Genomic DNA, 23,321 nt, shown 5'->3' with positions numbered 1-23,321 from the left:
GTCAGAGCTGGGTCTTGTAGTCGGCGAGGATCACCTCGTTGGTCACCGGCAGCTTGCCCATGTTCAGCTGGTCGAAAATGATCTCCGCCCCACTGGGCAGGGCTGAACGTTCGACCTGGGCTTCGGCGTCCCACAGCCGGCCGCGCATGATCGCCTTGGGGCAGTGGAAGAAGGCCTCGTCGACGGCGATGGACAGCACCAGGCGCGGGGTCTTTCCGAACTCCACGAACTGGCCCAGCAGCTCCGGATCGGCGCTGGCGCTGGCCCGCCCGTTCACCCGGTAGACGTCATCGACGCCGGGGATCATGAACATGAAGCCGATGCGGCCGGGACCCGCCAGCAGGTTGCGGAGGGTGTCGAGCCGGTTGTTGCCCGGACGATCGGGCAGGAAGAGCGTCAGCCCGTCCTCGCTGACATGAACAAAGCCCGGCTCCCCGCCGCGCGGCGAGACATCCATCGAACCGTCGGGGCCGGCCGAGGACACCACGCAGAAGGGTGAGAGCGCGATGAAGGCCTTGCCGTGCTTGTCGACAACGGCCAACGCCTTGTCGATCACCAGCTTTCCGGGCTGGCGGTAGATCTGATCCAGGTCGGCGAGTTCGAAGGGCTTCATGGCGTCCTCGTTGTTGCGAAGCATTCGCAACTATGCGCGCCACGCCCACGATGTGCAAGATGAACGGGGCCCTAAACGCCGGGTCAGGAATGAGCCACCTTGATGCGCTATTCTGTCAGCATCATTCGGGTCGAGAGCTGGAACATGTTGCGCATCGTCACTGCTGGACTGATCACCCTGGCCGCCGCGGCGTCGGCCCCGGCCTTCGCCCAGGAGTCCACCATCCAGCCCGGCTACTGGGAGGTGACCAACAAGGTCCAGGCGGTGATCAGCCAGACCAAGAAGGAGCGGCGCTGCATCACGCCCTCGGAGGTGGCCAAGTTCACCATGGGGCCCAGCAATCGCCACTACAGCTGCACCTATCCGACGCGGATCTTCCAGAACGGCAAGATCACCCTGAAGGGAACCTGCGCCAGCAAGAAGGGCCGCCAGGTCGCCATCGAGGCGACGGGCTCCTACTCGCCCAGCACCTTCAAGATGGTGGCGGAGGTGGACACCACCTATGCCGGTCTGCCGCTGGGCGGGCGCTTCACCACCGATGCGCGCCGCTTGGGCGACGCCTGTCCCGCACCGGTCAAGGCGGACTGATCAGCGGCCACCGAAACCCCTCGCTAACCCTGCGAAAAGCGGCGGCGTTTACATCATTCGCCCGAGAGGCGAAGGTGCCCCCTTCATCCACTGGGAAGGGCCGAGTCCTTGGCGAGCTTGCAGGAACTGACGGAGCGGGTGCGGACGGGAGTCGGCGACGACTCCGGCCTGGGCAAATCCGTGAAGTTCGACCTCAAGGGCGAAGGCTTCATCCACATTGACGGCGGGGTCGTCTGCAATGACGACAAGCCGGCCGACCTGACCATCACCATCAGCCAGAACGACATGAAGGCCATGGGCAAGCGCGAGCTGGACCCCATGACGGCGGTGATGCGCGGGAAGATGCGCCTCTCCGACATGGGCCTGGCCATGTCCCTGCAGCCCCAGGTCCAGCAACTCTTCTCCAAGATGGTGGCCGAGCATGGCTGAAGCCGCATCCCTGGTCTCTATCCCCCAGGCGCCGATCCCGGCGGGCGGCGCAGCCGAGTGGGTGGTCTGTTCCGGCGGCGCGAAACTGCGCGTGGCGCTGTTCAAACCCAAGGGCGCCTCGCGCGGCTCGGTGGTGCTGAGCACGGGCCGCACCGAACACATCGAGAAGTACTTCGAGGTGGTGCAGGAGCTGATGGATCGCGGCTTCACGGTCCTGGTCCAGGAGTGGCGCGGCCAGGGCCTGTCCCATCGCGAACTGCCCGACCGGCTGAAGGGCCATGCCTACGGCTACCAGACCTTCCTCGACGACTATCACGCCATCCTGGCCGCCTTCGAGGCGCGCCTGCCCAAGCCGTGGATCGCGGTGGGCCACTCCATGGGCGGCTGCCTGACCCTGCTGGCGCTCGCCAAGGGCGAGGCGCCCCGCTTCGCCGCAGCGGTGCTCTGCGCGCCGATGCTGGGGGTGCGGACGGGAAACACCCCGCTCTACCAGGCCAAGCTGATGGCCGCCTGGAAGAGCCTGACCGGCCGCGGCGGCCAGTATGTGCAGGGCCCGCCCGCCGATCCGTTCAACGAGGTCTTCGAGGGCAATGTCCTCACCCACGATCCCGTCCGCTTCGCCCGCACGCGGGCTCAGGTGGCGGCCAATCGGGACCTGGCGCTGGGCAGCCCCACCTGGGGCTGGCTCGATTTCGCGTTGCGCGCCACCGGCTACCTCGCCAACCCCGCACACCTGCGGAGCGTAAAGATCCCAGTGGTCATCGTTTCAGCCGAAGACGACAAGCTTGTCCTCGACGACGCCCAACGATTGGTCGCATCACACTTGCCCGCCGGCGAATTCGTCAGCGTGGCCGGCTCCTATCATGAGATTCTTATGGAAACGAACACCAAGCGCTCCGGCTTCTGGGCCGCCTTCGACTCTCTGATCGGCAAGATCACCGGCGCCAAGCCCGCCCCGGCCAAGCCCGCCGCCGCAGCGCCGACTCCCGCCCCGGTTCCGGCTCCGGCTCCGGCTCCGGCGCCCGTCGCCGCTGCGCCGAAACCGGCCGCTGCGCCCAAGCCTGCCGCAGCTCCGAAAGCGGCCGGCAAGAAGCCCGCAGCCAAGGCTGCCGCGCCCGCCAAGGCTGCGGCGCCGAAGACGGCCGCCAAGCCCGCCGCGAAAGCCGCTCCGGCCAAGGCTCCGGTCAAGGCCGCGGCTCCGAAGACGGCCGCCGCCCCCGCCAAGGCTGCCGCGCCCAAGACGGCGCCCAAGCCCGCGGCTAAGCCGGTCGCTGCGAAGGCTCCGGCCAAGGCCGCCGCGAAACCCGCGGCTGCGAAGCCCGCGCCCAAGGCCGCGGCCCCGAAAGCCGCCGCCAAGCCTGCCGCGGCGAAAGCGGCGCCTAAGCCCGCCGTCAAGCCCGCCGCCACCAAGACGCCCGCGGCGGCCAAGAAGCCTGCCGCCCCGAAGGCCGCTCCGAAGAAGACCTGATTAGTTCGCTGACCGCTTGAGGGCGACCAGGGCCTCGTCGAGGCAGGCCCGGTCGCCGGCGATCACGATCTGGCCGCCTTGCTGACCCACGGGGTTTCCGCGCCAGTCGGTGACCAGGCCGCCGGCCCCCTCGATCAGGGGGATGGCGCTCTCAATGTCCCAGGATTTCAGGCCGGCCTCGATGACCATGTCCATCGTGCCGGCCGCCACCATGGCGTAGGCGTAGGCGTCGCAGCCCAGCCGGGCCAGCTTGGCCGCCGCCCGAACCTGGGTCCAGGCGCCCAGCTCGGCGCCGTTGAAGCAGCCTTCCGGGTCGGTGGTGGCGATGATGGCGTCGGTCAGTTTCGGGCAGGCGCGAACCTTCAGCGCCTTCTCCTGGCCGCGCGCGATCAGGCGCGAGCCCCCGGCATGGCCGATATAGAGCTCGCCGATATAGGGCTGGCCGATGGAGCCCAGCACCGGGCGTCCGTTGTGCCGCAGGGCGACCAGCGTCGTCCAGACCGGCAGGCCGGCGATGAACGCCCTGGTCCCATCCACCGGATCCAGGACCCACACGAACTCCGCGTCCGGACGATCCTCGCCATACTCCTCACCGATCACCCCGTGCTCGGGATAGTGCGCGGTGATCAGCTGGCGGATGGCCGCCTCCGCGCCCTTGTCGGCGGCGGTGACGGGATCGAACCAGGTGGCCGTGCCCTTGTCCTCCAGCCCGTGATCGGCCCGGAACAGCGGGGCGATGGCGGCGGCTGAGGCGTGGTTCAGTTCGATCAGAAAGCTATCGAGAGCAGCGAGACGGTCGGGAGCGAGCATGCACTCGCTTTATCCCGCCGCTCGCCCTCGCGATATCCCCCCAGATACGCAGGGGAGAGTCAGACAGCCTCGTGTTCGCCGTTCAGCGACTTGGCGAGGTCCAGCAGACGGCGGCGCGGACGCTCACCCAGCTGGTAGTAGGCGCGGATCAGGTCGAGGGTCTCCTTGCGGGCGAACATCTCGCCCCCGCCGTCGCCTTCGTTGGCCGGTTCGCGCTGGGCCAGTTCCGAGAGGCCGTCATAGAAGTAGCCGACCGGCACTTCCAGGGCCTCGGAGAGCTGCCACAGGCGGGCGGCCGAGATGCGGTTCGCGCCGCATTCGTACTTCTGAATCTGTTGGAACCGCACGCCGCAGGCGCCGGCCAGTTGTTGCTGGGTCAGACCCAGAAGACGGCGGCGCCGGCGAAGGCGCTTACCGAGATGAACGTCGATGTCGTTACCCATGGGATGCACCGCCCCTTCTTCGTATCTGTTGGCGCCCGTCCCAAAGCGAGACGGTCTGGCCTGAAATGGGCAAGTCGCGCGCCAGGAGACTCCGGCTCGCGTTGCGCGGATCAGGGGGGGCGGCTAGGACAGGCCATGGCGGAGACGCGACCCTCCCTGGCCCAGCATGTCGTGTGGCGGCTCGAGGCCCTGGCCTATGACCTGGTCACCGGTCTGGCGCGGCTGTTTCCGATCGACGGCGTATCGGACTTCGGCGCCTGGCTGTTCCGCCGGCTGGGCCCGCTCACCAGCACCCACAAGGTGGTCCAGACCAACCTGCGGATCGCCTTCCCCCAGGCGGGCGACGCCGAGATCGCCCTGCTCACCGACGAGAGCTGGGCCGAGGCGGGACGGGTGGCCCTGGAATTCCCGATCCTCGACAAGATCATCAACGATCCCACCCGGGTCGAGGTGGTGAACGCCGAGCGCCTGAAGCAGATCGCCGACACCGGTGAATCCGTGGTGTTCATCTCCGGCCACTTCTCCTCGATGGAGGTGATGCCCGCCGCCATCGTCCACGCCGGGATCACCTGCCAGATCACCTATCGGGCGATGAACAACCCCTATGTGGACGAGAGCTTCCGCCGCTCGCGCTTCCGCTATGGCGTCCGGCTGTTCGCGCCGAAGGGGACCGAGAGCGCCCGGGAGCTGATCCGGGCCCTGGCGCGGGGCGAATGCGTGGCCCTGATGAATGACCAGAAGTTCAACGGCGGGGTGGCCGCGCCGCTGTTCGGCGTCACCTGCTACACCGCGCCAGGCCCCTCCAGCTTCGCCCTGCGCTTCGGAATCCCACTGCAGCCGATGTCGGTGCGACGCACCCACAAGGCCCGCTTCCAGGTGGTGGTCCACGACCCCATCCACCTGGAGAACACCGGCCACCGCAACGAAGACATCGCCGCCGGGGTCGCCCGCGTGAACGCCTTCATCGAGGACCGCATCCGCGACCGGCCCACCGAATGGTTCTGGGTCCACAAGCGCTGGCCGGGCGAGATCTACAAGCGGTCGCGAAAGTGAGCGGCGCGGAGGTTTTCTGAACCTCCGACGCTGACAGGGTGTCAGGCCGCGGCGGCCGGATCAAGCCAAGCTATTGTGCCTTGCCAGGTCGCCCGGCCCTCGCCGATTTTCGGGCCATGACCTCAGATATCTCAGGCGACTGGCACGGCGTGCTCGACACCGGCTCGGTGAAGGTGAAGCTCGGTTTCCGGCTCGACGGACCGGCGGCCTGGCTCAACACGCAGGCGGCGGGGGTGGTCGATCTGCCGATCACGCACGCCGACGGGCGGCTGGCGTTCGAGAGCGATCCGTTCGACATCGCCCTGACCCTCGCGCCGGTGGGCGACCGGCTGCAGGGAACCTGCCGCCAGGGCGGCATCGTCTTTCCCGTCACTTTCGAGCGCGGTGTGGCGCCGGCGGTCGTCCACGCCGCGCGACCCCAGGCCCCGAGGCCGCCCTTCCGATATGAGGTCCAGGACATCACCTTCGCCGGCGCGGACGGCTCGCCGCTGTCGGCGACCTTGACGCTGCCGAAGGGCAAGGGGCCCCACCAGGCTGTTGTGCTCTCCAACTGGTTTGGCCAGACCGGTCGGGATCAGCTGGTGGCCGGTCACCGGCCCTTCGCCATCTGGGCCGACGACCTGACCCGGCGCGGCTTTGCGACCCTGCGCTTCGACAGGCGGGGAACCGGCCGGTCGCAGGGCAATTTCCAGGACGCCACCACCGGCGACTTCGCGGCCGACCTCGCGTGCGCCGTGGCGATGCTGCGCGACCGGTCCGATATCGGCGCGGTCGGTCTGCTGGGGCACAGCGAGGGCGGGCATATCTCCGCCGACGTTGCGGCGGGCGACCCGGCCATCGCCTTCTGTGTCCTAATGACCCCCACCGGAGTCCCCGACGAGGTCATCGTGGAGACCGAGCTTTTCCGCGCCATCGATGCGGTGGGCGGGATGCCGCAGGGCCGTGATCGGATTGCCCGCATCAGCCGGGCCCTGGCGCTTGCCTCCAAGGCCCCGAGCGCCGACGAGGTCATCGCCCAGGTCCGCGCCTCACTTCAGGCTGCGGGTCTTCCCGCCGCGCGGATCGAGTTGCGTGCCGCCGTGGCCGCCACCCCCTGGCGGCGCTACTGGGCGACATACGACCATACGGCCAGCCTCCGGCGGCTGGATTGTCCGACCCTGGTGGTGTTCGCCGAGCACGATCTGCAGACGGCGCCCCGTGTTCACGAGGCGGCGATCACCGCCGCGCTGGCGGGCAATCCCCTGGCGAGGATCGTGACCCTCCCCGGTCTCAACCACTTCCTGCAGCCAGCCATCACCGGCGCACCATCGGAGTACGGGGATATCGAGACCACGCTTGATCCGAGCGCCATCGACGCGGTGTGCGGCTGGATCGCGGCCCTCTAGGCCGGCGTCCTCACGCCGATCAGCAGCATGGGGTCGAGGTTGCGGCCGTGCCACTTCATGCGCCAGCAGAGGTGGGGACCTGTCGCACGGCCCTCCTTGCCCACGGCGCCGATCACTTGGCCGCGCTCCACCATTTCGCCCCGCCGCACGTCAACCCGCGACTGGTGCAGATAGAGGCTGATCAGGCCCTGGCCGTGGTCGATCATGGTCAGACCGCCCTCGAAGTGCAGGCCGGTCTCGGCGAAGGCGATGACGCCCGGCGCGGGCGCCTGGATCGGGGTTCCGGTCGGGGCCGCGAGGTCAGCGCCGAAGTGCGGGGTGCGCGGCTCGCCGTTCAGGATGCGCTGGCCGCCAAAGCGGGTGGTCTGGCGGTACTTGGCCAGCGGGGCGATGAAGCCGCCCTTGAACCCGTCCAGGTCGGTGCGGCTGGCGAAGCCCTGCGCCTTGCGCGCGGCTTCCGCCCGGATACGGGCCAGTAGGGCCTCGCCCGTCGGGTTCACCTGGTTTGGGGCCAGGCCGTTGATGCGCTGGATGTCAAAGCCGCCCGGCGCGATCTGAGCGGTGTGGCTGGCCTCGCCGTCGCCATTGACCACGCGGATAACCGCCTGCGGCCCGGCGTCGCGATCAAAGCCGACGACGAAGAACCCGGTTTCGGAGGCTTCACCCTCGGGCTGGCCGTCCACGAACACCTGGGCGCGAGGACTGGTGCGGCCAATGACGCTGCCGCCCTGCTGGTATCGGCCGGTGAGCGACAGGCCCGGCGTCGCGGCGCGGGCGGACCCCGAGAGCGCCAGGGCGCCCAGGCCCAGGAGGGCGCCGCGCCGGTTCAGCGGTTGGTCGCCTGCCAGCGGGCCAGGCTCTCGGCCGGGCCGGCATAGGCTTCCTGCAGCGGGGCGCTCCAGTAGCGCAGGGCCTCCAGCGGCACCTTCACCGAGGAGACGGCGCAGACCACGTAGCGGCCAGGCTTCAGGACGACGAACTCGCCGTCCCCATAGTGGACGACAGCCAGGTCGGCGGTGGATCCGGAAAGGTCATGGGCGTTCATGGGCGCCATCTTAGACGACCCGACTCGCTCAGAACAGATCGCCCTGCGCGGAAGGTGACGAGGGCTTGGGCGCGCGGACCGGACGGGCCGGCGCCGGCGGCGGTTCGGGGAGGGCGGTGGGGGTTCCGTCGATGGTGGCCTCACGGGTGGTGTCGGCGAAGACCAGGGAAATCCCCTCGCCGCTCCGCAGGGAGGCGCCGTCCAGGGCCAGGGAGCCATCCGCGCGGAGCACCTTGGCGAACCCCCGCCGGGGCGGCGCCTTGGGGTCCAGGGGGGCGAGCAGCTTGGCCTGGTAGGCCAGCCGCTCGGTCATCCGTTCCAGGCCCCGCGCCAGAGCCGGTTGTAGCCGCAAGGCGGTTCGGGCCAGCGCCTGGGCCTGCTGCTCCTGCGGCCGCTGGAGCAGGACCGGGACCAGGCGGGCGGTGAGGCGGGTGAGCTCGGAGCGATGAACGGCGATATTGCGCGTGAGGCCGACCGATAGCCGCGAGGCCACCCCCGACAGCCGCTCGGCCTGGAGCTGCTGCGGGCGCTGGAGCAGGGCGGGCGCGAGACGGCCAGCGACCCGAACCAGTTGGTTGTCGTGGATGGAGAAGTTGCGGTTTAGCGCCGCGGCCAGCCGGTTGGCCACCAGGCCGAAGCGCTGAGCGGCCATTTCCACCAGGTCCCGGGCGCGGGTGAGCGACCGACCGACATTGGCCACACGTTGCCGACGATCCTCCACCATCCGGCCCCCCTGGCGGTGCAGGCGAGAGGACAGGTCGCCGATGGCGGCGCGCAGTTCCGCCAGCACCGGGGTCGCCATTTCGGCCGCCGCCGTGGGGGTCGGCGCGCGGCGGTCGGAGACGAAGTCGATCAGGGTGGTGTCGGTCTCGTGGCCCACCGCCGAGATCAGCGGGATCGTGCCGGCCGCCACGATGCGGGCCAGGCCCTCGTCATTGAAGGCCCAGAGGTCCTCCACCGAGCCGCCGCCGCGCGCCACGATCAGCACGTCGGGCCGCGGCACGGGGCCGTCCGAGGTCAGGGCGTTGAACCGCTGGATGGCGTTCCCCACCTGGGCGGCGGCGGCGTCGCCCTGGACCACGCAGGGCCAGACGATCACCCGGCAGGGCCACCTGTCGCGGATGCGGTGCAGGATGTCGCGGATCACCGCGCCGGTGGGGCTGGTGATCACGCCCACGACCATGGGCATGGCGGGCAGGGGGCGTTTTCGCGAGGCCTCAAACAGGCCCTCGGCCTGCATCTTGGCCTTCAGCCGTTCGAGCTGGGCCAGCAGGGCGCCGACGCCGGCGGCCTCCATGGTCTCGATGACGATCTGGTAGCGGGAACCGGCGGGGTAGGTGGTGATCTTCCCGGTGACGATCACCTCCAGCCCCTGTTCGGGCCGGACCGACAGGTTCTTCACCGAGCCCTTCCACACCACCCCGTCGATGGCGGCGCGTTCGTCCTTCAGGGTCAGATAGACGTGGCCGTTGCCGTGGAAGGTGACCTTGGAAAGCTCGGCGCGCAGTCGGACGAAGCCGTAGGCGTCCTCAAGCGTGCGCTTCAGCGCGAACGCGAGTTCCGAGACGGAATAGGCTTTGGCGTTGGAGTCGGTCGACTCTGGCGCGAGGTCGGTCATGCGGAGAGATTAGCGAGGGCCGGGCCGAATCCCAAACCCTCGCCAGCTCTCCAGAGCAACCTAGATGTAGCGGCGCAGCGAACGGGCCAGTTCGTTGGGGCCCGAGCGCTTCTTGGCCTGGGCCGGCTGATAGGCGACCCGGGCATGCTCGGCGCAGTAGGGGCCGTCATCCTGGCGGCGGCCGCAGAAGGTGAAGCCGTCGGTGGAGGGGTCGCCGATCGGCCACTTGCACATGTGGGCGCCGAGCGTCAGCACGGTGGCCGAGCCGGGAGCCTCGTCGATATAGCGGACCGGCGCCGGCACGGGGGCCTGGGCCACCAGCGGCTCGGCGATGCGGCGCGGCGCGGCGGGCTGGGCCACGGCGCGCTGCGGACGCGGGGCCTTGAAGACCGGGCGGGCGGGCTTGGAAGGGGTGGCGCGGCCCGAGAGGCCAAGCCGGTGAACCTTGCCGATCACCGCGTTGCGGGTGACGCCGCCAAGCTGCTTGGCGATCTGGCTGGCGGACAGGCCGTCCTGCCAGAGCTTCTTGAGATTTTCGACGCGTTCGTCTGTCCAGCCCATGGTCTTGCTCCGCGTGTCCTGGTTCCATCAGCCCCGCGCGGCAGACCCAGGATCAATATGTTGTGGCAGCGCGCTACTCACGACATCACCAACTACCAGATATCGTAAACAGATCCTTAAGAGCCACAATAGGCGCCCCTCCCTTCATCCACAGGAACCACATATAGCGTCGCAAGGCCGCACCCTTGCGCTTGTCGCGGCCTGGGCGCACATGGGCCCTCATGAAGGATATGCCCGACGCCGCAGCCGTTATGCCGCCCCAGCCCCGCGACTATCACGGGGTCAACTGGGCCGGTCTCAGAACCCTCTATATCCGGGAGATCCGCCGGTTCTGGAAGGTGGGCATGCAGACCCTGGCCGCCCCGGTGGTCACGGCCCTGCTCTATATGATGGTCTTCGTGGTGGCCGCCCAGGGCGCGCGGGTCCCCGTCCACGGCGTGGCCTTCGCCACCTTCGTGGCGCCCGGCCTGATCATGATGCAGATCCTCAACAACGCCTTCGCCAACTCGTCCTCGAGCCTGCTGCAGGCCAAGATGAACGGCCTGACCGGCGACTTCCTCACCCCGCCCCTGACGCCCCTGGAGCATGTGGCCGGCTTCGCGCTCGGCGCCGCCACCCGTGGCATCGTGGTCGGCGCGGTGACCTGGCTCGCGGTCCTGCCCTTCGCCGCCCTGCCGGTCACCCACCTCTGGGCGATCCTCTACTTCGGGATCGGCGCCTCGATGATCCTGGGCCTGCTGGGCGTCATGGCCGGGCTGTGGAGCGAGAAGTTCGACCACATGTCGGCGGTGACCAACTTCATCATCATGCCGATGACCTTCCTGTCGGGCACCTTCTACCTCGTGGAGCGCCTGCCCGAGCCGTTCCGCTCGGCCAGCCACTACAACCCGTTCTTCTATCTGATCGACGGCTTCCGCTACGGCTTCATCGGCCACGCCGAGGGCTCGCTGATCGCCGGCATGGGCATGACCGCCGGTCTCGTGATCGCCTTCAGTTGCATCTGCCTGTGGATGTTCGAGACCGGCTACAAGCTGAAGACCTAGCGGTGGCCGATTCTCCGCTCGCGCGAACTTGATCTCTATCAATGTCCGTAGGTTGAATCGGCCTTCTGGTGAAGCTGGGCGTCCGGCGCCCTACAGACCCGGATTGAAACAATGCAGGCAGACCTGTCGCACTTCAAGGCGATGCGCGCCGCGCCCGTTGTGCCACTGTCCCCCGGTCGCGGCGAGCCGCCCATGCCGATCCCCGAGATCGCCTCGGCCTGCGCCGATTGCAGCCTGCTGGTGGAGGCCGATCATCGGATCGCCAACCACCTGACCATGCTCGGCGGCTATGTGCGACTGAAGGCGGCGGGCCTGGACCGGGAGACCCGGCTGCTGCTGGAGACCATAGGCGCCCAGGTGGACGCGGTTGGCCGGCTGCATCGGGCCCTGGCCACCCATGGCCATCGCGGCTCGGTGGACCTCAGCGAGCACCTGCGGGCGATCTGCGCGCCCTTCGCCTCGGGATTGGCGGGCGCCGCCAAGCTCATCCAGGACATCCCGGCCCCGTGCCACGTGCGGGCCGATCAGGTCCTGCCGCTCAGCCAGATCGTCTCGGAGGTGATCACCAACGCCTTCAAGTACGCCCACGCCGACGGTCAGGCCGGAGTTGTCCGGGTGCGGTGCCACGGGCGCGAGGGCGGGGCGGTCCAGATCGAGGTGGTGGACGACGGGCCGGGCCTTCCGGCCGGATTTGATCCGGCCACCGACGGCGGCCTGGGCTTTCGCCTAATCCGGACGCTCAGCCGGCAGGTGGGGGCGACCACGGCCTTCGAGTCTGCGGGCCTGGGCCTGCGCTTCCGCCTCAGCCTGCCCTGAGCGCCGACCTGTCACCGATCGGTCGTGCGCGAGCAATATTGACAGGACTGGGTTCGAAGACGAAAACGTCGAGCCTTCCTGTCCCCGCCGCCACGCGCCGGGGACGGTTCTCTTTTGGGAGGTATCCCCAGTGACTGAAAAGACCGCGACGCAAGCCGCGCCCGTCCCCAGCGATCACATCATGGGCGTGTACAACCGCACCCCGCTGGCGTTCGAGCGAGGTGAGGGCGCGCGACTCTTCACCACCGACGGGGACGCCTATCTCGACTGCATGGCCGGCATCGCCGTGAACGCCCTGGGCCACGCCAATCCCAAGCTGGTGCAGGCGGTGAAGGACCAGGCCGAGAAGCTCTGGCACGTCTCCAACATCTTCACGATCCCGGGCCAGGAAAAGCTCGCCAAGGTGCTGACCGACGCCACCTTCGCCGACGAGGTGTTCTTCACCAACTCCGGCGCCGAGGCCATCGAGTGCGCCATCAAGACGGCGCGCAAGTACCACTGGGCCAAGGGAAACCCGGAACGCATCGACATCATCGGCTTCGAGGGCTCCTTCCACGGCCGGACGCTGGCGGCGGTCAACGCCTCGGGCAACAAGTCCTATCTGGAGGGCTTTGGCCCGCCGATGCCGGGCTTCGTCCACCTGCCCTATGGCGACCACGAGGCGTTGAAGGCGGCCATCGGCCCGACCACCGCGGCCATCCTCATCGAGCCGGTGCAGGGGGAGGGCGGCGCCCGCGCCCTGCCCGAGGTCTGCATGCGCGGCCTGCGGCGCCTGTGCGACGAGCACGGCATCCTGCTGATCTATGACGAGATCCAGTGCGGCCTGGGCCGCACCGGCAAGCTGTTCGCCCACGAATGGGCCACCGACGCCGCGCCCGACATTATGGCGGTCGCCAAGGCGCTCGGCGGCGGCTTCCCGGTGGGCGCCTGCCTGGCCACGGCGGAAGCCGGCCGCGGCATGACCGTCGGCTCCCACGGCTCCACCTATGGCGGCAACCCGCTGGCCATGGCCGTGGGTCTGGCGGCGATGGAGGAGCTCAACAGTCCCGAGCTGCTGGCCCACGTCCGCGAGGTGGCCGGCTACTTCGTCCAGCAGCTTTCGGGCCTGCAGGAGCGCTTCCCCGACGTGGTGGAGGACATCCGTGGCAAGGGCCTGCTGATCGGCATCAAGCTGAAGACCCCGAACCGCGAGTTCATGCAGCATGCCCGCGACCAGCACATGCTGATCGCCGGCGGCGGCGACAACTGCGTGCGCCTGCTGCCGCCGCTGAACCTCACCCTGGAAGAAGCCCAGGAAGCCATCTCGAAACTCGAGGCCTCCTGCGAGGCGGCGCGAACCCAGGCGAAAGCCGCGGCCTAACTTCACACCGCTCATCCCGGCGAAGGCCGGGACTTTAGATTAGGACTCCTCGCTCTCAGGCTGAACCTGGGCCCCGGCCTTCGCCGGGGTGAGCGGGAGTTGGGAGATTCCCATGACCCAAGTCAGACACTTCCTCGACCTCTGGCGGATTCCCCCCGCCGACCTGCGCGCCATCCTGGCCGACGCCAAGGCCCGCAAGGCCGCGCGCAAGGGCTGGACCCAGGGCCGCGTGGACGCCGACGCCCCGGGCGCCGAGCGGACGCTCGCCATGATCTTCGAGAAGAACTCCACCCGCACCCGCTTCTCCTTCGACGCGGCCATGCGTCAGCTGGGCGGCGACGTGATCATCTCCACCGCCAACGACATGCAGCTCGGCCGCGGCGAGACCATCGAGGACACCGCCATGGTGCTCTCGCGCATGGTGGACGCGGTGATGATCCGCGCCAACCGCCACACCGACCTGGAGACCTTCGCCTCGGTCTCCAAGGTGCCCCTGATCAACGGCCTGTCGGACAAGAGCCACCCCTGCCAGATCCTCGCCGACCTACTGGCCTTCGAGGAGCGTTGCGGTTCGGTGGAGGGCAAGACTCTTGCGTGGATCGGCGACGGCAACAACGTCTGCTCGACCTTCATCCACGCCGCCCCGGTCTTCGGGTTCAAGCTGCAGATCGCCAGCCCCGCCAAGTACCACCCCGACCGTGTCGACCTGGCCCGCGCCGCCGAGCTGCAGGGCCGGATCACCGTGACCGACAATCCGCTCGAGGCCGTCGCCGGCGCCGACTGCGTGATCACCGACACCTGGGTCTCCATGGGCGACACCGACCGCGACGACCGCCTCGCCGCGCTCGGCCCCTATCAGGTCACGCAGGAGCTGATGGAGAAGGCCAATCCCGGCGCCGTCTTCATGCACGACCTGCCCGCCCACCGCGGCGAGGAGGTGACGGCTGAGGTGCTGGACGGTCCCCGCTCCCTGGCCTGGGACGAGGCGGAAAACCGTATCCACGCCCAGAAATCGATCCTGGCCTGGTGCTTCGGCGCCATCGGCTGATCTGCCACGCTCGCAAAGCGGCGGGCCTTTCCCTATATGGCCCGCCCATGAGCACTGAAACACTCGCCGCCCCCGACGATCTCGTCGCCCCGTTCCAGATCGAGGGCGAGCCCGTGCGCGGCCGCCTGGCCCGGCTGGGCGCCGCCGTCGACGAGATCCTGGCGGCCCACGACTATCCCGAAGCCGTCGCCAACCTGCTGGGGGAGGCCTGCGCGCTCGCCGCCCTGGTGGGCTCGGCCCTGAAGTTCGACGGCCGGCTGATCGTCCAGGCCCAGGGCGACGGGCCGGTCCGCTACGTCGTGGTGGACTACGACACCGACGGCGCCCTGCGCGGCTACTGCCGCTACGATCCCGACGCCGTGGCCAAGGCGGCCCAGGGCTTCGTGCGGCCGGGCGCCAAGACCCTGCTGGGGGAGGGGGTCTTCATCATGACCGTCGACCAGGGCGCCGACATGGACCGCTACCAGGGCATCACCACCATCGAGGGCGAGACCCTGGCCCTGTGCGCCGAGCAGTACTTCGCCCAGTCCGAACAGACCCCGACCCGCGTGCGCCTGGCCGTGGGTCAGGCCGACCTCGGCGACGGCCTGCGTTGGCGGGCCGGCGGCATGCTGATCCAGAACATCGCCGAGGACGAGAACCGCGGCCCCACCGCCGAGGCCTGGGTCCGCACCCAGGCCTTCTTCGAGACCATCGGCGAGGACGAGCTGATCGACCCCACCATCTCGGCCGAGACCCTGCTGTTCCGCCTCTTCCACGAGGACGGCGTCCGGGTCTTCGAGGCCAAGCCGCTGAAGGCCTTCTGCCGCTGCTCGCAGGAACGCATCGAGAGCGTGCTGACCTCGTTCTCGCCCGAGGAGCGCGCCGACATGGTCGAGGACGACGGCCTGATCAAGGTGACCTGCGAATACTGCTCCAGCACCTATTCGGTCGATCCGGCGCGGCTGACGGCGGAGGCCTGATTCCTTCTCCCCTTGTGGGAGAAGGTGGCCGGTCGGAGATCGGTCGGATGAGGGGTCGATAGACCTATCGGGCAAGCCTTGCGGACTGAGCGGAGAGGGGAGCGCGACCCCTCATCCGTCAGCTTCGCTGACACCTTCTCCCACAAGGGGAGAAGGATCACTCAGGCCGCGTCCAGCGCCCGTTCGACATCGCGGATCAGATCCCCTGACCCCTCCAGGCCCACGCTCATCCGCACCCAGCCCTCGGTGAGGCCGATGCTCAGGCGTTCGGCCTCGGGCATGGAGCGGTGGGTGGTGGTGGACGGGTGGGTGGCCATGGACTTGGCGTCGCCGAGATTGTTGGAGATATCGACGATGGCCAGGGTGTCGAGGAACCGCCAGGCGGCCTCGCGCCCGCCCAGGTCGAAGGCCACGACGCTGCCGCCGCCGGTCATCTGGTTGGCGATGATGGCGGCCTGCGGGTGGTCGGGGCGGCCGGGATAGATCACCTGCCGGCACTTGGCGTGCGCGCCGATGGCGTCGGCCACCTTGGCGGCGTTCTCCGTCTGGCGGGTGACCCGCAGCTCCAGGGTTTCCAGGGCCTTGACCAGCACCCAGGAATTGAAGGGCGAGAGCGCCGGGCCCGTGTGGCGCAGGATGTCCTTGTAGCTCTCGGTCATCAGCTCCGCGCCGCCCAGGATCGCCCCGCCCAGCACCCGGCCCTGGCCGTCGATGTGCTTGGTGGCCGAGTAGACGACGATGTCGGCGCCGAGGGCCAGCGGCTTCTGGAACAGCGGGGTGGCGAAGACATTGTCCACCACCAGCTTGGCGCCGGCGGCATGGGCGACGTCGGCGACGGCCCCGATGGCGGTGATCTCCAGCAGCGGGTTGGCCGGGGTCTCCACCAGGAAGGCCTTGGTGTTGGGGCGCACCGCGTTCTTCCACGCCTCGATGTCGGTGGCGTCGACGAAGGTCACGTCCACGCCGTAGCGCGGCATCAGTTCCGAGAGGATCCAGCGGCAGGAGCCGAACAGGGCCCGGCCCGCCACGATGTGGTCGCCGGCCCGCACCAGGCCCTGCAGGGCCACGTGGACGGCGGCCATGCCAGAGGCCGTCGCCCGGCACTGCTCAGCGCCCTCGAGAAGCGCCAGGCGGTCCTCGAACATCTGGGTCGTGGGGTTGCCGAAGCGTTGGTAGATGAAGCCCGGCTCCTCGCCGGAGAACCGCTTGTCGGCGGCGCTGGCGCTGTCATAGGCGAAGCTCTGAGTCAGGAAGAGCGCCTCGGAGATCTCGCCATAGGGCGAGCGGGCCATGCCGCCGCGCACCAGCTTGGTCTCTTGCTGCCAGGTGTTCGGATCTTCGGCCATGGGGCGCTCCTTGGTATGACGTCCGCAGAAAGCGCCTTCGCGCGCCAAACCGGAATCCAGTTTTCCTGCGAAAGCCTTCAGGGAGGGCGGCATGAACCTCACGGCGCGCCTCGCGGTCAAGCTGGACCGTTCGCCGTCTGGCTGAATCGACTTCCGACCTGCACAAAAACGGGGCAACCTCAGCTTAACTATAGGGAGGACACTACCTAATGCCGCTCAATATGCTGTTTCGCCTTCTCGGCCTGATCCTGGTTGTGCTGGGCCTGCTCAACGTCGCCATCGGCTTCCTGCCGGCCTCGGTCCTGGCCTCAATTCCGAAGCAGCTGATGCTGGTGGAAGGATTCGCCCAGTCGGTGAGTCTGCTCGGCCTCGGCGCCATGATCTACCTGCTGGCCGAGATCGCCGCCAAGCGCCCGGCCAAGAGCTACTAGGCTCCCGTGCCGGTCAATTTTGCGATCCGGGTCTTCAGCCTGATCCTGACCTTCTTCGGGGCGCTGAATCTCGTGATCCTGGCCCTGTCGGACCATCTGCAAAGCTGGGTTCCGGCGGTGCTGCGCCCGGCCGCCACCTTCGGTGAGGCGCTCGCCCTGTTCGGGGTGGGCGCCGCCGTCACCATGCTGGCCGAGATCGCCGGCAGGGTCGGGAAGAAGCACTAGGCGGCGGGGGGAGGAGAGACCCTAGCCGCTGCGCTCAGATCCACCTCCCCCGAAAGGGGAGGAATTTCGCGCTTCCAGTTCCTCCCCCAGCGCGTAGCGCGGTTCGGGGGAGGTGGCGCGCGTGCCAGCGCGTGACGGAGGGGGTTTGGCCCTCGCCACGCCCCCCAACCAACACGCCGCACTTGCCAACCCGCCCCCTCCCGGCGAGTGTCCCGCCGATGACCGACGCGACCCGCGCGGGGATTCTCCCCTGCCAATCCATCGATGACCTGATCGTCCAGGGCGCCATCCTGTCGGCGACGCCCTTCGACGCCGACCAGGTGCAGCCCGCCAGCCTCGACCTGCGCCTGGCCGCCCGCTGCTGGCGGGTGCGGGCGAGCTTCCTGCCGCGCCTGGGCCGCACGGTGGCCAGCCGCATCGCCGACGTCGCCATGCACGAGCTGGATCTCTCCAGGGGCGCTGTTCTCGAGAAGGGCTGCGTCTATATCGCCGAGCTGCAGGAACGCCTGCATCTGCCGCCGGGCGTCTCGGCGCGGGCCAATCCCAAGAGCTCCACCGGCCGCGTCGACGTCTTTGTGCGTCTGCTGTCGGACAACCAGCCGGCCTTCGACGACGTGATCGAGGGCTATGACGGCCCCACCTATATCGAGATCGCCCCCCAGACCTTCTCCATCCTGGTGCGCACCGGCACCCGGCTGAACCAGCTGCGGCTGAAGCGCGGCAATCCGGCCAAGCTGCTCACCAAGAGCGTCGGCGTCGACCTCTCTGACGGCATCGCCGGTTTCCGCGCGCGGCGCCACGCCGGCGTCATCGACATGGACAATGTCGACGGCCACGACCCGCGCAACTACTGGGAGCCGCTGATCCCGCAGAATGGCGAACTGCTGCTCGATCCCGGCGAATTCTACATCCTGGCCTCCAAGGAGGCGATCGAGATCCCGGTGCTACAGGCCGCCGAGATGACCCCCATCGACCCCTCGGTGGGCGAGTTCCGCGTCCACTATGCCGGCTTCTTCGACCCCGGCTTCGGCACCGAGGAGGCGCAAGGGGTGGGTTCCAAGGGCGTTCTGGAGGTCCGCAGCCACGAGACCCCCTTCCTGCTGGAGGACGGCCAGACCGTCGCCCGCCTGGTCTATGAGCCCCTGACCGCCAAGCCGTCGCGCCTCTACGGCGACCAGGGCAGCCACTACCAGCGCCAGGGCCTCAAGCTCTCCAAGCACTTCCAGCGCTGGACGGCGAACGCCTGACCTCCCGAGGCCACATTCGAGGCCTAGATCGTCCGTGCCCTGCGGCAGGCCGCCACAGCCAAGCTGTTGATCGCGTTAACCATATTTAAGTTCGACTCGCGGTTTCCTGGAACGTGAGGGACCAGGAAAACCCGCCATGTCCGACGCGACCTACATCGCCTTCGTACCCACCGCCAAGCGCGACCGCTTGCGGCAGATCCTGCAGACCGAGGACACCAAGCCCCTGGCCTGGCGCGAGCAGCGGACCATGTTCGGCAGCGAGTTCTACTTCTCCGGCCCGTCGGCCCTGGCCCGTAAGGCCCAGGCCTATGTCGCCGAATGGGTCATCACCGGCTGACAATGCTCGCGAGCTAGAGGGTAGGACAGGGCGGCTGTTTTAGCGAACGTGCCCGACGCTTTTGATCGACCGGTCTAACCAGTATCTCTCCAGAGGTAATTGGATGCGTACACCGGCTCGCCCTTGATCGTCTCGCGTTGCAGAGTCCACATATTGTTTTTAACACCCTCAACCGTATGGAATTTTGAGGCGTCGTTGAGCTGATTGTACGCGGCGCTGGTGATGTAGGAGCTGTGTACGTCATCGAGAGCACACATCTTGGCGGCATAATTCGCTGCTCGACCAACCCATACTAAGTCATTAGCGCCGCGAACCCCGGTCTTCGCGACCAGTAGGCGTGAGATATCCACGCCAACTACATGACGAAGCGAATATAGTGAACTTGTGTATTGCGCCGCCCACGCCGGGCGGATTATTTCGCTCACCGCCCAGTTTATTCGGAGGGCAGTCCGTGCGGCATCGGAGTTTTTACTGTCTCCAATGAATACCGCCATGATGCGGTCGCCATCATAGGCCGTGATAGTTCCGCCTTCGCGATTAATGATCCGTGCGGCACAAGTTAAAAAGGTTTTGTAGACTTCAGCTGCATAGACCGCGCCCATGGAGTTGACCATGTCTGTCGAGTCGGCGAGGTCAGCATACAGAACGGCAGCATCTAGATAGATTCCATCGTTGCCAAGCGTGACACTCTTGTCGTCGGGCACTACCTGTCCGTCTCGAGTTGTCCATTGAGTTCGAAATGTAGCTTTCACCGACTCTTCGAGCTCAGTTGCAAAAGTCACGTGGAAATCCCCAAATCTGGAAATCGGCCCAACCTCAATGAGATCGCGGCAAGGAACCCGAACCAAGGTATTACTGATAGCGCCAAAAATCGAAACGCCGTTTCGACGCTTGAAAACTTGAGATCAAGGATCTCGGAATTTCTCCATATTTGACAATGAAGATCATCCAAAAGTTCTTGATCGGTAACTAGATTTAGCCGGTTCATATATTGTTCCGGTGAGAGTCTCGCGATATCCCGAAAGTAAAAGACAGAGACTTTGGACGCGCCTTTGAGGTGCGGGAAAAACGTCTGATAAACGTGCCATAAACTGAAGGACAGGAGGATTGAGGCAATGGAGCCGAGAACTCCCCTCGGACTATCCAGGTTGCGCACAGGCATATTCACCGCAATGGATGTCAGCAGCGCGAGGTTGATCGCCAGAAGGAAGGATGCCTTGCCCTCCACTCTTGGAAAGAACGTCTGCAGTCTGTCGAGTTGAGCGGTCGCAAAGCTCATTGGATTCTGCATGATCCCCCCCTCTTTGGCCGCGACGGTACAGCACCTCCAGGTAAACAGGAAGGCGACGCACATGAGGTGCCGCCCCATTGGTGTCGCCGTCCAATGGCGTTATGGCCGGCTTTGATGGTCACGGAAAATTGCCGCCTTGAGCGATGTTCACTGAGCGGTTAGACAACGGGCTCTGCAAACTGAATTGCAAACCGGGCCAGCCGTGTCGCATTCTGTTCTCAGCAAAGCCTTATCCGATAAGGCCTTCGCGGGCGTAGCTCAGGGGTAGAGCGTCAGCTTCCCAAGCTGAATGTCGTGGGTTCGAATCCCATCGCCCGCTCCAGTTTTCTGGAGCCCACCCATGAAGACCCCGATCCTCGCCGCCGCCCTGGCCCTTACCGCCGCGCCGGCCTTCGCCCAGGCCAACTGGCTGCTGCCGGCCAAGCCCTATCGCGTCATCGACAACACCTATTCCGTCGGCTCGGCCGGGCTGACGGCGCTGCTGATCGTCACGCCCAAGGGCGCGGTGCTGCTGGACGCCGGGATGCCGCAGTACGCCGGGATGGTGGAGAAGAACGTCCAGGCCCTGGGCTTCAAGCTCAGCGACATCAAGATCCTGCTCACCAGCCACGGCCACTTCGACCATGCCGGCGGGCTGGCCAGGATCAAGGCCGATACGGGCGCGGCCATGATCGCCGCCGAGGGCGACCGCTACGCCCTGGAGAAGGGGGTCTATCCGGGCTCCGAGAGCAATAAGCTCATGAACTTCCCGCCGGTGAAGGTGGACCGGGTGGTGAAGGACGGCGAGACCGTCGAGCTGGGCGGCCTGAAGCTCACCGCCCACCTGACGCCGGGCCACACCGCGGGCTGCACCACCTGGACCTGGCCGGTGAAGGACAAGGACGGCGCCGCCCACACCGCGCTCTATTTCTGCAGCGCCAGCGTGGCGGCCAACAGCCTGGTCCCCGAGCAGTATCCCGGCATCGTCGCCGATTACCGCCACACCTTCGCCACCGCGCGCGCCATCCCCGGCGATGTCTTCCTGGCCCCCCATTCGGAGTTCTTCGACGCCCCGGCCAAGAAGGCCCGCCTGGGTCAGCCCGGCCCCAACCCCTTCATCGACCGCGCCGGCTATCTGAAGGTGATCGACGCCCAGCAGAAGGCCTTCGAGGCATCTCTGGCCAAGGCTCAGGCCAAGGCGGGCAAGTAGCCGCCTGGGGGCTTGTCGAACTGTGTTCGGAAGGTCTCGATGGGGGAAATGCGCGTGGCGCCCCTGGGTAGGAGACGAATATGGCTGACGGCGCCGTGGACATTCTGAAGGACAAGCGCGCGGCGGCCCGCAAGGCGGCCTACGAAGGCCCGGTCGAGGACCTGAACCCGGCGCGCGCCTCGCTGTTCCGCGACGACGCCATGTGGCCGATGTTCGAGCGGCTGCGGAAGGAAGACCCGGTCCACTACACGGCCGACAGCAACTACGGGGCCTATTGGTCGATCACCAAGTACAACGACATCCTGGCGGTGGACTCCAACCACCAGGTGTTCTCCTCGGCCAAGGGCATCACGCTGACGCCCAAGGCCGCCCAGGGCTTCCGCGACCCCAACAACACCGCCACCAACTTCATCGCCATGGACCCACCGCGCCACGACGTGCAGCGCAAGACGGTCAGCCCGGCCGTCTCACCCCACGCGTTGTCGATCATGGCGCCGGTGATCCGCGAGCGCGCCGGCCTGATCCTGGATAGCCTGCCGATCGGCGAGGACTTCGACTGGGTGGACCTGGTCTCCAAAGAGCTCACCACCATGACGCTCGCCACCCTGTTCGACTTCCCCTTCGAGGAGCGCCGCAAGCTCACCCGCTGGTCCGACGTGATGACCACCGCGCCGGGCTTCGGTCCCGCCGCGGACCTGATGGAGATGCGGGCGATGATGGCCGAGTGCTTCGGCTATTTCACCGAGCTCTGGAACCAGCGGGTCAACGCCCCGCCCACCGGCGACCTGATCTCCATGCTGGCCCACGGCGAGGAGACCCGGAACATGACCCAGCAGGAGTTCCACGCCAACGTGGCCCTGCTGATCATCGGCGGCAACGACACGACGCGGAACACCATCTCGGGCTCGGTCCTGGCCCTGAACCAGAACCCCGACCAGTACGCCAAGCTGCGGGCGAACCCGTCGCTGATCACCTCCATGGTCTCCGAGACCATCCGCTGGCAGACGCCCCTGGCCCACATGGCGCGCACCGCGACCCAGGACTTCGAACTCGGGGGCAAGACCATCCACGAGGGCGACAAGGTGGCCATGTGGTACGTCTCGGGCAATCGCGACGACACGGTGATCGCCAATCCCGACAGCTACATCATCGACCGGGAACGGCCGCGCCAGCACATGTCCTTCGGCTTCGGCATCCACCGCTGCGTGGGCAACCGCCTGGCCGAGCTGCAGCTGACCATCATCTGGGAGGAGATCATGAAGCGCTTCCCGGACATCAAGCTGCTGGAGGAGCCCAAGCGCTCCTTCTCGATCTTCGTGAAGGGCTACGAGGACATGAAGGTGGTGCTTCCGTCCAAGCTCTAGGCCACACTCCCGGCGGGAGGACGCCGTGGCCGAAGAGCTGAAGGTGATGGGGACCCTGCGCCGCCGCGCCCTGGACGCGGCGCGCGGGCTGCTGGAGGCGGGCGGGGTCGACGGCCTGCATCTGCGCGCCATCGCCGCCGAGGTGCGCAGCGGCGTGGCCACCCTCTACCACCACTTCGCCGACAAGAACGCCCTGCTGGCGGCCCTGGCCATCGAGGGCTGGGAGGAGTTGGCCCGCGCCATCGACCAGGCCATGGCCAGCGGGAAATTCCCCCACCGCATCGACGCGGCCTCGCGGGCCTTCCTCACCTTCATCCATCGCAACCCGCAACTCTACGCCCTGATGCAGACCGAGCAGGCGCTCGCCGCCAACGATGCGGTGCGGGCCGCCGAACGGGCGGCGTTCGCGGTGTTCCAGAGCGCCTTCGAGGGCGACGGCCGGGTGCCGCCCGAACGCGTGGAGGAGGTCTCGCTCACCATCTGGGTGCTGGGGCGCGGCATCGCCTCGGCGGTCCTGATGCAGGGCGACGAGGATCCAGGCGCGGCGGGCCGCCTGGTGGCCAAGGTGATCTCAGGCTTCGGCTTCCTGCTGTCGCCGCGCTTCGCCGACTGAGGTTTCGCGCCCGCGCGATCCGAACGGCGTTCGTCA

General features: G+C 67.6%; 27 protein-coding genes and 1 tRNA gene. 18 read left to right on the top strand and 10 right to left on the bottom strand.

Annotation, left to right across the window (positions count from 1 at the left end):
• Position 1: 1 nt before the first annotated feature.
• Positions 2–637: an MSMEG_1061 family FMN-dependent PPOX-type flavoprotein gene (locus Q7J39_RS19750; protein ID WP_304829493.1), complete on the bottom strand. Its 636-nt coding sequence runs from the start codon at positions 635–637 to the stop codon at positions 2–4.
• Positions 638–715: 78 nt separating this feature from the next.
• Here Q7J39_RS19750 and Q7J39_RS19745 point away from each other — a divergent pair, with 78 nt between their 5' ends.
• From Q7J39_RS19745 to Q7J39_RS19735, 3 genes are all read left to right on the top strand, one after another.
• Positions 716–1,201 carry a DUF3617 family protein gene (locus tag Q7J39_RS19745; RefSeq protein ID WP_304829490.1) on the top strand — a complete coding sequence of 162 codons (486 nt, stop codon included), beginning with the start codon at positions 716–718 and terminating at the stop codon, positions 1,199–1,201.
• 108 nt (positions 1,202–1,309) lie between these two features.
• On the top strand, positions 1,310–1,630 hold the full coding sequence (locus Q7J39_RS19740) for an SCP2 sterol-binding domain-containing protein (protein WP_304829487.1): 321 nt from the start codon (positions 1,310–1,312) through the stop codon (positions 1,628–1,630).
• Positions 1,623–3,098 (top strand): alpha/beta fold hydrolase, encoded by a 1,476-nt coding sequence (locus tag Q7J39_RS19735; protein ID WP_304829484.1) that lies wholly within the window; start codon positions 1,623–1,625, stop codon positions 3,096–3,098. The genes Q7J39_RS19740 and Q7J39_RS19735 overlap by 8 nt, the downstream gene beginning before the upstream one ends.
• Here Q7J39_RS19735 and hisN read toward each other — a convergent pair whose 3' ends face one another.
• Together hisN and Q7J39_RS19725 are read right to left on the bottom strand one after the other, a co-directional pair.
• Positions 3,099–3,908 (bottom strand): histidinol-phosphatase, encoded by an 810-nt coding sequence (gene hisN / locus Q7J39_RS19730; protein WP_304829481.1) that lies wholly within the window; start codon positions 3,906–3,908, stop codon positions 3,099–3,101.
• A 59-nt stretch (positions 3,909–3,967) separates the two neighbouring features.
• Positions 3,968–4,351, bottom strand: coding sequence for a helix-turn-helix domain-containing protein (locus Q7J39_RS19725; RefSeq protein ID WP_215906474.1), 384 nt, complete (start codon positions 4,349–4,351; stop codon positions 3,968–3,970).
• A gap of 135 nt (positions 4,352–4,486) precedes the next feature.
• Between Q7J39_RS19725 and Q7J39_RS19720 the strand changes: the two genes are divergently transcribed.
• Together Q7J39_RS19720 and Q7J39_RS19715 are read left to right on the top strand one after the other, a co-directional pair.
• Complete coding sequence (locus Q7J39_RS19720) at positions 4,487–5,404, top strand: lysophospholipid acyltransferase family protein (protein ID WP_304829476.1); 918 nt, start codon at positions 4,487–4,489, stop codon at positions 5,402–5,404.
• Between the two features lie 116 nt (positions 5,405–5,520).
• Entirely contained in the window at positions 5,521–6,789 is a 1,269-nt protein-coding gene (locus Q7J39_RS19715) for a S9 family peptidase (protein WP_304829473.1), read from the top strand.
• Here Q7J39_RS19715 and Q7J39_RS19710 read toward each other — a convergent pair.
• The 4 genes from Q7J39_RS19710 to Q7J39_RS19695 all read right to left on the bottom strand — a co-directional run bounded on the left by Q7J39_RS19710 (position 6,786) and on the right by Q7J39_RS19695 (position 10,013).
• Positions 6,786–7,472, bottom strand: a complete 687-nt coding sequence (locus Q7J39_RS19710) for a M23 family metallopeptidase (RefSeq protein ID WP_304829469.1) — start codon at positions 7,470–7,472, stop codon at positions 6,786–6,788. The genes Q7J39_RS19715 and Q7J39_RS19710 overlap by 4 nt on opposite strands.
• Before the next feature lie 143 nt (positions 7,473–7,615).
• Positions 7,616–7,834: a DUF2093 domain-containing protein gene (locus Q7J39_RS19705; RefSeq protein ID WP_304829466.1), complete on the bottom strand. Its 219-nt coding sequence runs from the start codon at positions 7,832–7,834 to the stop codon at positions 7,616–7,618.
• A gap of 28 nt (positions 7,835–7,862) precedes the next feature.
• Positions 7,863–9,452 carry an exodeoxyribonuclease VII large subunit gene (gene xseA, locus Q7J39_RS19700; protein ID WP_304829463.1) on the bottom strand — a complete coding sequence of 530 codons (1,590 nt, stop codon included), beginning with the start codon at positions 9,450–9,452 and terminating at the stop codon, positions 7,863–7,865.
• A 60-nt stretch (positions 9,453–9,512) separates the two neighbouring features.
• Positions 9,513–10,013, bottom strand: a complete 501-nt coding sequence (locus Q7J39_RS19695; protein WP_215342376.1) for a GcrA family cell cycle regulator — start codon at positions 10,011–10,013, stop codon at positions 9,513–9,515.
• Positions 10,014–10,234: 221 nt separating this feature from the next.
• On the opposite strand from Q7J39_RS19695, the gene Q7J39_RS19690 reads away from it, so the two are divergent.
• The 5 genes from Q7J39_RS19690 (at position 10,235) to Q7J39_RS19670 (ending at position 15,242) form a co-directional block, all read left to right on the top strand.
• Positions 10,235–11,056 carry an ABC transporter permease gene (locus tag Q7J39_RS19690; protein ID WP_304829460.1) on the top strand — a complete coding sequence of 274 codons (822 nt, stop codon included), beginning with the start codon at positions 10,235–10,237 and terminating at the stop codon, positions 11,054–11,056.
• 111 nt (positions 11,057–11,167) lie between these two features.
• Positions 11,168–11,872, top strand: a complete 705-nt coding sequence (locus Q7J39_RS19685; protein WP_304829457.1) for a sensor histidine kinase — start codon at positions 11,168–11,170, stop codon at positions 11,870–11,872.
• A gap of 181 nt (positions 11,873–12,053) precedes the next feature.
• Entirely contained in the window at positions 12,054–13,232 is a 1,179-nt protein-coding gene (locus Q7J39_RS19680) for an aspartate aminotransferase family protein (protein WP_304830119.1), read from the top strand.
• Between the two features lie 112 nt (positions 13,233–13,344).
• Positions 13,345–14,280 carry an ornithine carbamoyltransferase gene (argF, locus tag Q7J39_RS19675; protein ID WP_304829454.1) on the top strand — a complete coding sequence of 312 codons (936 nt, stop codon included), beginning with the start codon at positions 13,345–13,347 and terminating at the stop codon, positions 14,278–14,280.
• A 47-nt stretch (positions 14,281–14,327) separates the two neighbouring features.
• Positions 14,328–15,242: an Hsp33 family molecular chaperone gene (locus tag Q7J39_RS19670; RefSeq protein WP_304829451.1), complete on the top strand. Its 915-nt coding sequence runs from the start codon at positions 14,328–14,330 to the stop codon at positions 15,240–15,242.
• Positions 15,243–15,403: 161 nt separating this feature from the next.
• Here the strand turns inward: Q7J39_RS19670 and metZ are convergent, their stop codons facing one another.
• Positions 15,404–16,588, bottom strand: coding sequence for an O-succinylhomoserine sulfhydrylase (gene metZ, locus Q7J39_RS19665; RefSeq protein ID WP_304829448.1), 1,185 nt, complete (start codon positions 16,586–16,588; stop codon positions 15,404–15,406).
• 209 nt (positions 16,589–16,797) lie between these two features.
• On the opposite strand from metZ, the gene Q7J39_RS19660 reads away from it, so the two are divergent.
• The 4 genes from Q7J39_RS19660 (at position 16,798) to Q7J39_RS19645 (ending at position 18,828) form a co-directional block, all read left to right on the top strand.
• Positions 16,798–17,019: a hypothetical protein gene (locus Q7J39_RS19660; protein WP_304780946.1), complete on the top strand. Its 222-nt coding sequence runs from the start codon at positions 16,798–16,800 to the stop codon at positions 17,017–17,019.
• A gap of 6 nt (positions 17,020–17,025) precedes the next feature.
• Complete coding sequence (locus Q7J39_RS19655; protein ID WP_304829445.1) at positions 17,026–17,244, top strand: hypothetical protein; 219 nt, start codon at positions 17,026–17,028, stop codon at positions 17,242–17,244.
• Between the two features lie 218 nt (positions 17,245–17,462).
• A complete protein-coding gene (locus tag Q7J39_RS19650; protein WP_304829442.1) occupies positions 17,463–18,491 on the top strand; it encodes a 2'-deoxycytidine 5'-triphosphate deaminase in 1,029 nt (342 codons plus the stop codon).
• A 136-nt stretch (positions 18,492–18,627) separates the two neighbouring features.
• A complete protein-coding gene (locus tag Q7J39_RS19645) occupies positions 18,628–18,828 on the top strand; it encodes a hypothetical protein (RefSeq protein WP_304829439.1) in 201 nt (66 codons plus the stop codon).
• A 74-nt stretch (positions 18,829–18,902) separates the two neighbouring features.
• Here Q7J39_RS19645 and Q7J39_RS19640 read toward each other — a convergent pair whose 3' ends face one another.
• Positions 18,903–19,532: an adenylate/guanylate cyclase domain-containing protein gene (locus Q7J39_RS19640; protein WP_304829436.1), complete on the bottom strand. Its 630-nt coding sequence runs from the start codon at positions 19,530–19,532 to the stop codon at positions 18,903–18,905.
• A 74-nt stretch (positions 19,533–19,606) separates the two neighbouring features.
• Positions 19,607–20,182, bottom strand: coding sequence for a Pycsar system effector family protein (locus Q7J39_RS19635; protein ID WP_304829433.1), 576 nt, complete (start codon positions 20,180–20,182; stop codon positions 19,607–19,609).
• 184 nt (positions 20,183–20,366) lie between these two features.
• Here Q7J39_RS19635 and Q7J39_RS19630 point away from each other — a divergent pair.
• The 4 genes from Q7J39_RS19630 to Q7J39_RS19615 all read left to right on the top strand — a co-directional run bounded on the left by Q7J39_RS19630 (position 20,367) and on the right by Q7J39_RS19615 (position 23,285).
• Positions 20,367–20,441 (top strand) — tRNA-Gly (locus Q7J39_RS19630).
• Between the two features lie 18 nt (positions 20,442–20,459).
• Positions 20,460–21,308 (top strand): subclass B3 metallo-beta-lactamase, encoded by an 849-nt coding sequence (gene bla / locus Q7J39_RS19625; RefSeq protein WP_304829430.1) that lies wholly within the window; start codon positions 20,460–20,462, stop codon positions 21,306–21,308.
• 80 nt (positions 21,309–21,388) lie between these two features.
• The gene (locus Q7J39_RS19620) at positions 21,389–22,672 is read left to right on the top strand and encodes a cytochrome P450 (RefSeq protein ID WP_304829429.1); all 1,284 of its coding nucleotides are present in this window, start codon (positions 21,389–21,391) and stop codon (positions 22,670–22,672) included.
• Between the two features lie 25 nt (positions 22,673–22,697).
• Positions 22,698–23,285 (top strand): TetR/AcrR family transcriptional regulator, encoded by a 588-nt coding sequence (locus tag Q7J39_RS19615; RefSeq protein ID WP_304829426.1) that lies wholly within the window; start codon positions 22,698–22,700, stop codon positions 23,283–23,285.
• The last annotated feature ends 36 nt before the right edge of the window (positions 23,286–23,321 follow it).

The sequence above is a fragment of the Phenylobacterium sp. genome (genome assembly GCF_030651185.1).
Taxonomy (GTDB): Bacteria; Pseudomonadota; Alphaproteobacteria; order Caulobacterales; family Caulobacteraceae; genus Phenylobacterium.
This window is presented reverse-complemented; position numbering and strand designations above follow the sequence as displayed.

Bases quoted from the DNA above. Each gene is read 5' to 3' on its own strand.
- Q7J39_RS19650 (WP_304829442.1), top strand. From the start codon at position 17,463: ATGACCGACGCGACCCGCGCGGGGATTCTCCCCTGCCAATCCATCGAT.
- hisN (WP_304829481.1), bottom strand. From the start codon at position 3,908: ATGCTCGCTCCCGACCGTCTCGCTGCTCTCGATAGCTTTCTGATCGAA.
- Q7J39_RS19735 (WP_304829484.1), top strand. From the start codon at position 1,623: ATGGCTGAAGCCGCATCCCTGGTCTCTATCCCCCAGGCGCCGATCCCG.
- Q7J39_RS19745 (WP_304829490.1), top strand. From the start codon at position 716: ATGCGCTATTCTGTCAGCATCATTCGGGTCGAGAGCTGGAACATGTTG.
- xseA (WP_304829463.1), bottom strand. From the start codon at position 9,452: ATGACCGACCTCGCGCCAGAGTCGACCGACTCCAACGCCAAAGCCTAT.
- Q7J39_RS19725 (WP_215906474.1), bottom strand. From the start codon at position 4,351: ATGGGTAACGACATCGACGTTCATCTCGGTAAGCGCCTTCGCCGGCGC.
- Q7J39_RS19690 (WP_304829460.1), top strand. From the start codon at position 10,235: ATGAAGGATATGCCCGACGCCGCAGCCGTTATGCCGCCCCAGCCCCGC.
- Q7J39_RS19680 (WP_304830119.1), top strand. From the start codon at position 12,054: ATGGGCGTGTACAACCGCACCCCGCTGGCGTTCGAGCGAGGTGAGGGC.
- Q7J39_RS19620 (WP_304829429.1), top strand. From the start codon at position 21,389: ATGGCTGACGGCGCCGTGGACATTCTGAAGGACAAGCGCGCGGCGGCC.
- argF (WP_304829454.1), top strand. From the start codon at position 13,345: ATGACCCAAGTCAGACACTTCCTCGACCTCTGGCGGATTCCCCCCGCC.
- Q7J39_RS19635 (WP_304829433.1), bottom strand. From the start codon at position 20,182: ATGTGCGTCGCCTTCCTGTTTACCTGGAGGTGCTGTACCGTCGCGGCC.
- Q7J39_RS19645 (WP_304829439.1), top strand. From the start codon at position 18,628: ATGTCCGACGCGACCTACATCGCCTTCGTACCCACCGCCAAGCGCGAC.
- metZ (WP_304829448.1), bottom strand. From the start codon at position 16,588: ATGGCCGAAGATCCGAACACCTGGCAGCAAGAGACCAAGCTGGTGCGC.
- Q7J39_RS19660 (WP_304780946.1), top strand. From the start codon at position 16,798: ATGCCGCTCAATATGCTGTTTCGCCTTCTCGGCCTGATCCTGGTTGTG.
- Q7J39_RS19685 (WP_304829457.1), top strand. From the start codon at position 11,168: ATGCAGGCAGACCTGTCGCACTTCAAGGCGATGCGCGCCGCGCCCGTT.
- Q7J39_RS19720 (WP_304829476.1), top strand. From the start codon at position 4,487: ATGGCGGAGACGCGACCCTCCCTGGCCCAGCATGTCGTGTGGCGGCTC.
- bla (WP_304829430.1), top strand. From the start codon at position 20,460: ATGAAGACCCCGATCCTCGCCGCCGCCCTGGCCCTTACCGCCGCGCCG.
- Q7J39_RS19670 (WP_304829451.1), top strand. From the start codon at position 14,328: ATGAGCACTGAAACACTCGCCGCCCCCGACGATCTCGTCGCCCCGTTC.
- Q7J39_RS19715 (WP_304829473.1), top strand. From the start codon at position 5,521: ATGACCTCAGATATCTCAGGCGACTGGCACGGCGTGCTCGACACCGGC.
- Q7J39_RS19705 (WP_304829466.1), bottom strand. From the start codon at position 7,834: ATGAACGCCCATGACCTTTCCGGATCCACCGCCGACCTGGCTGTCGTC.
- Q7J39_RS19750 (WP_304829493.1), bottom strand. From the start codon at position 637: ATGCTTCGCAACAACGAGGACGCCATGAAGCCCTTCGAACTCGCCGAC.
- Q7J39_RS19695 (WP_215342376.1), bottom strand. From the start codon at position 10,013: ATGGGCTGGACAGACGAACGCGTCGAAAATCTCAAGAAGCTCTGGCAG.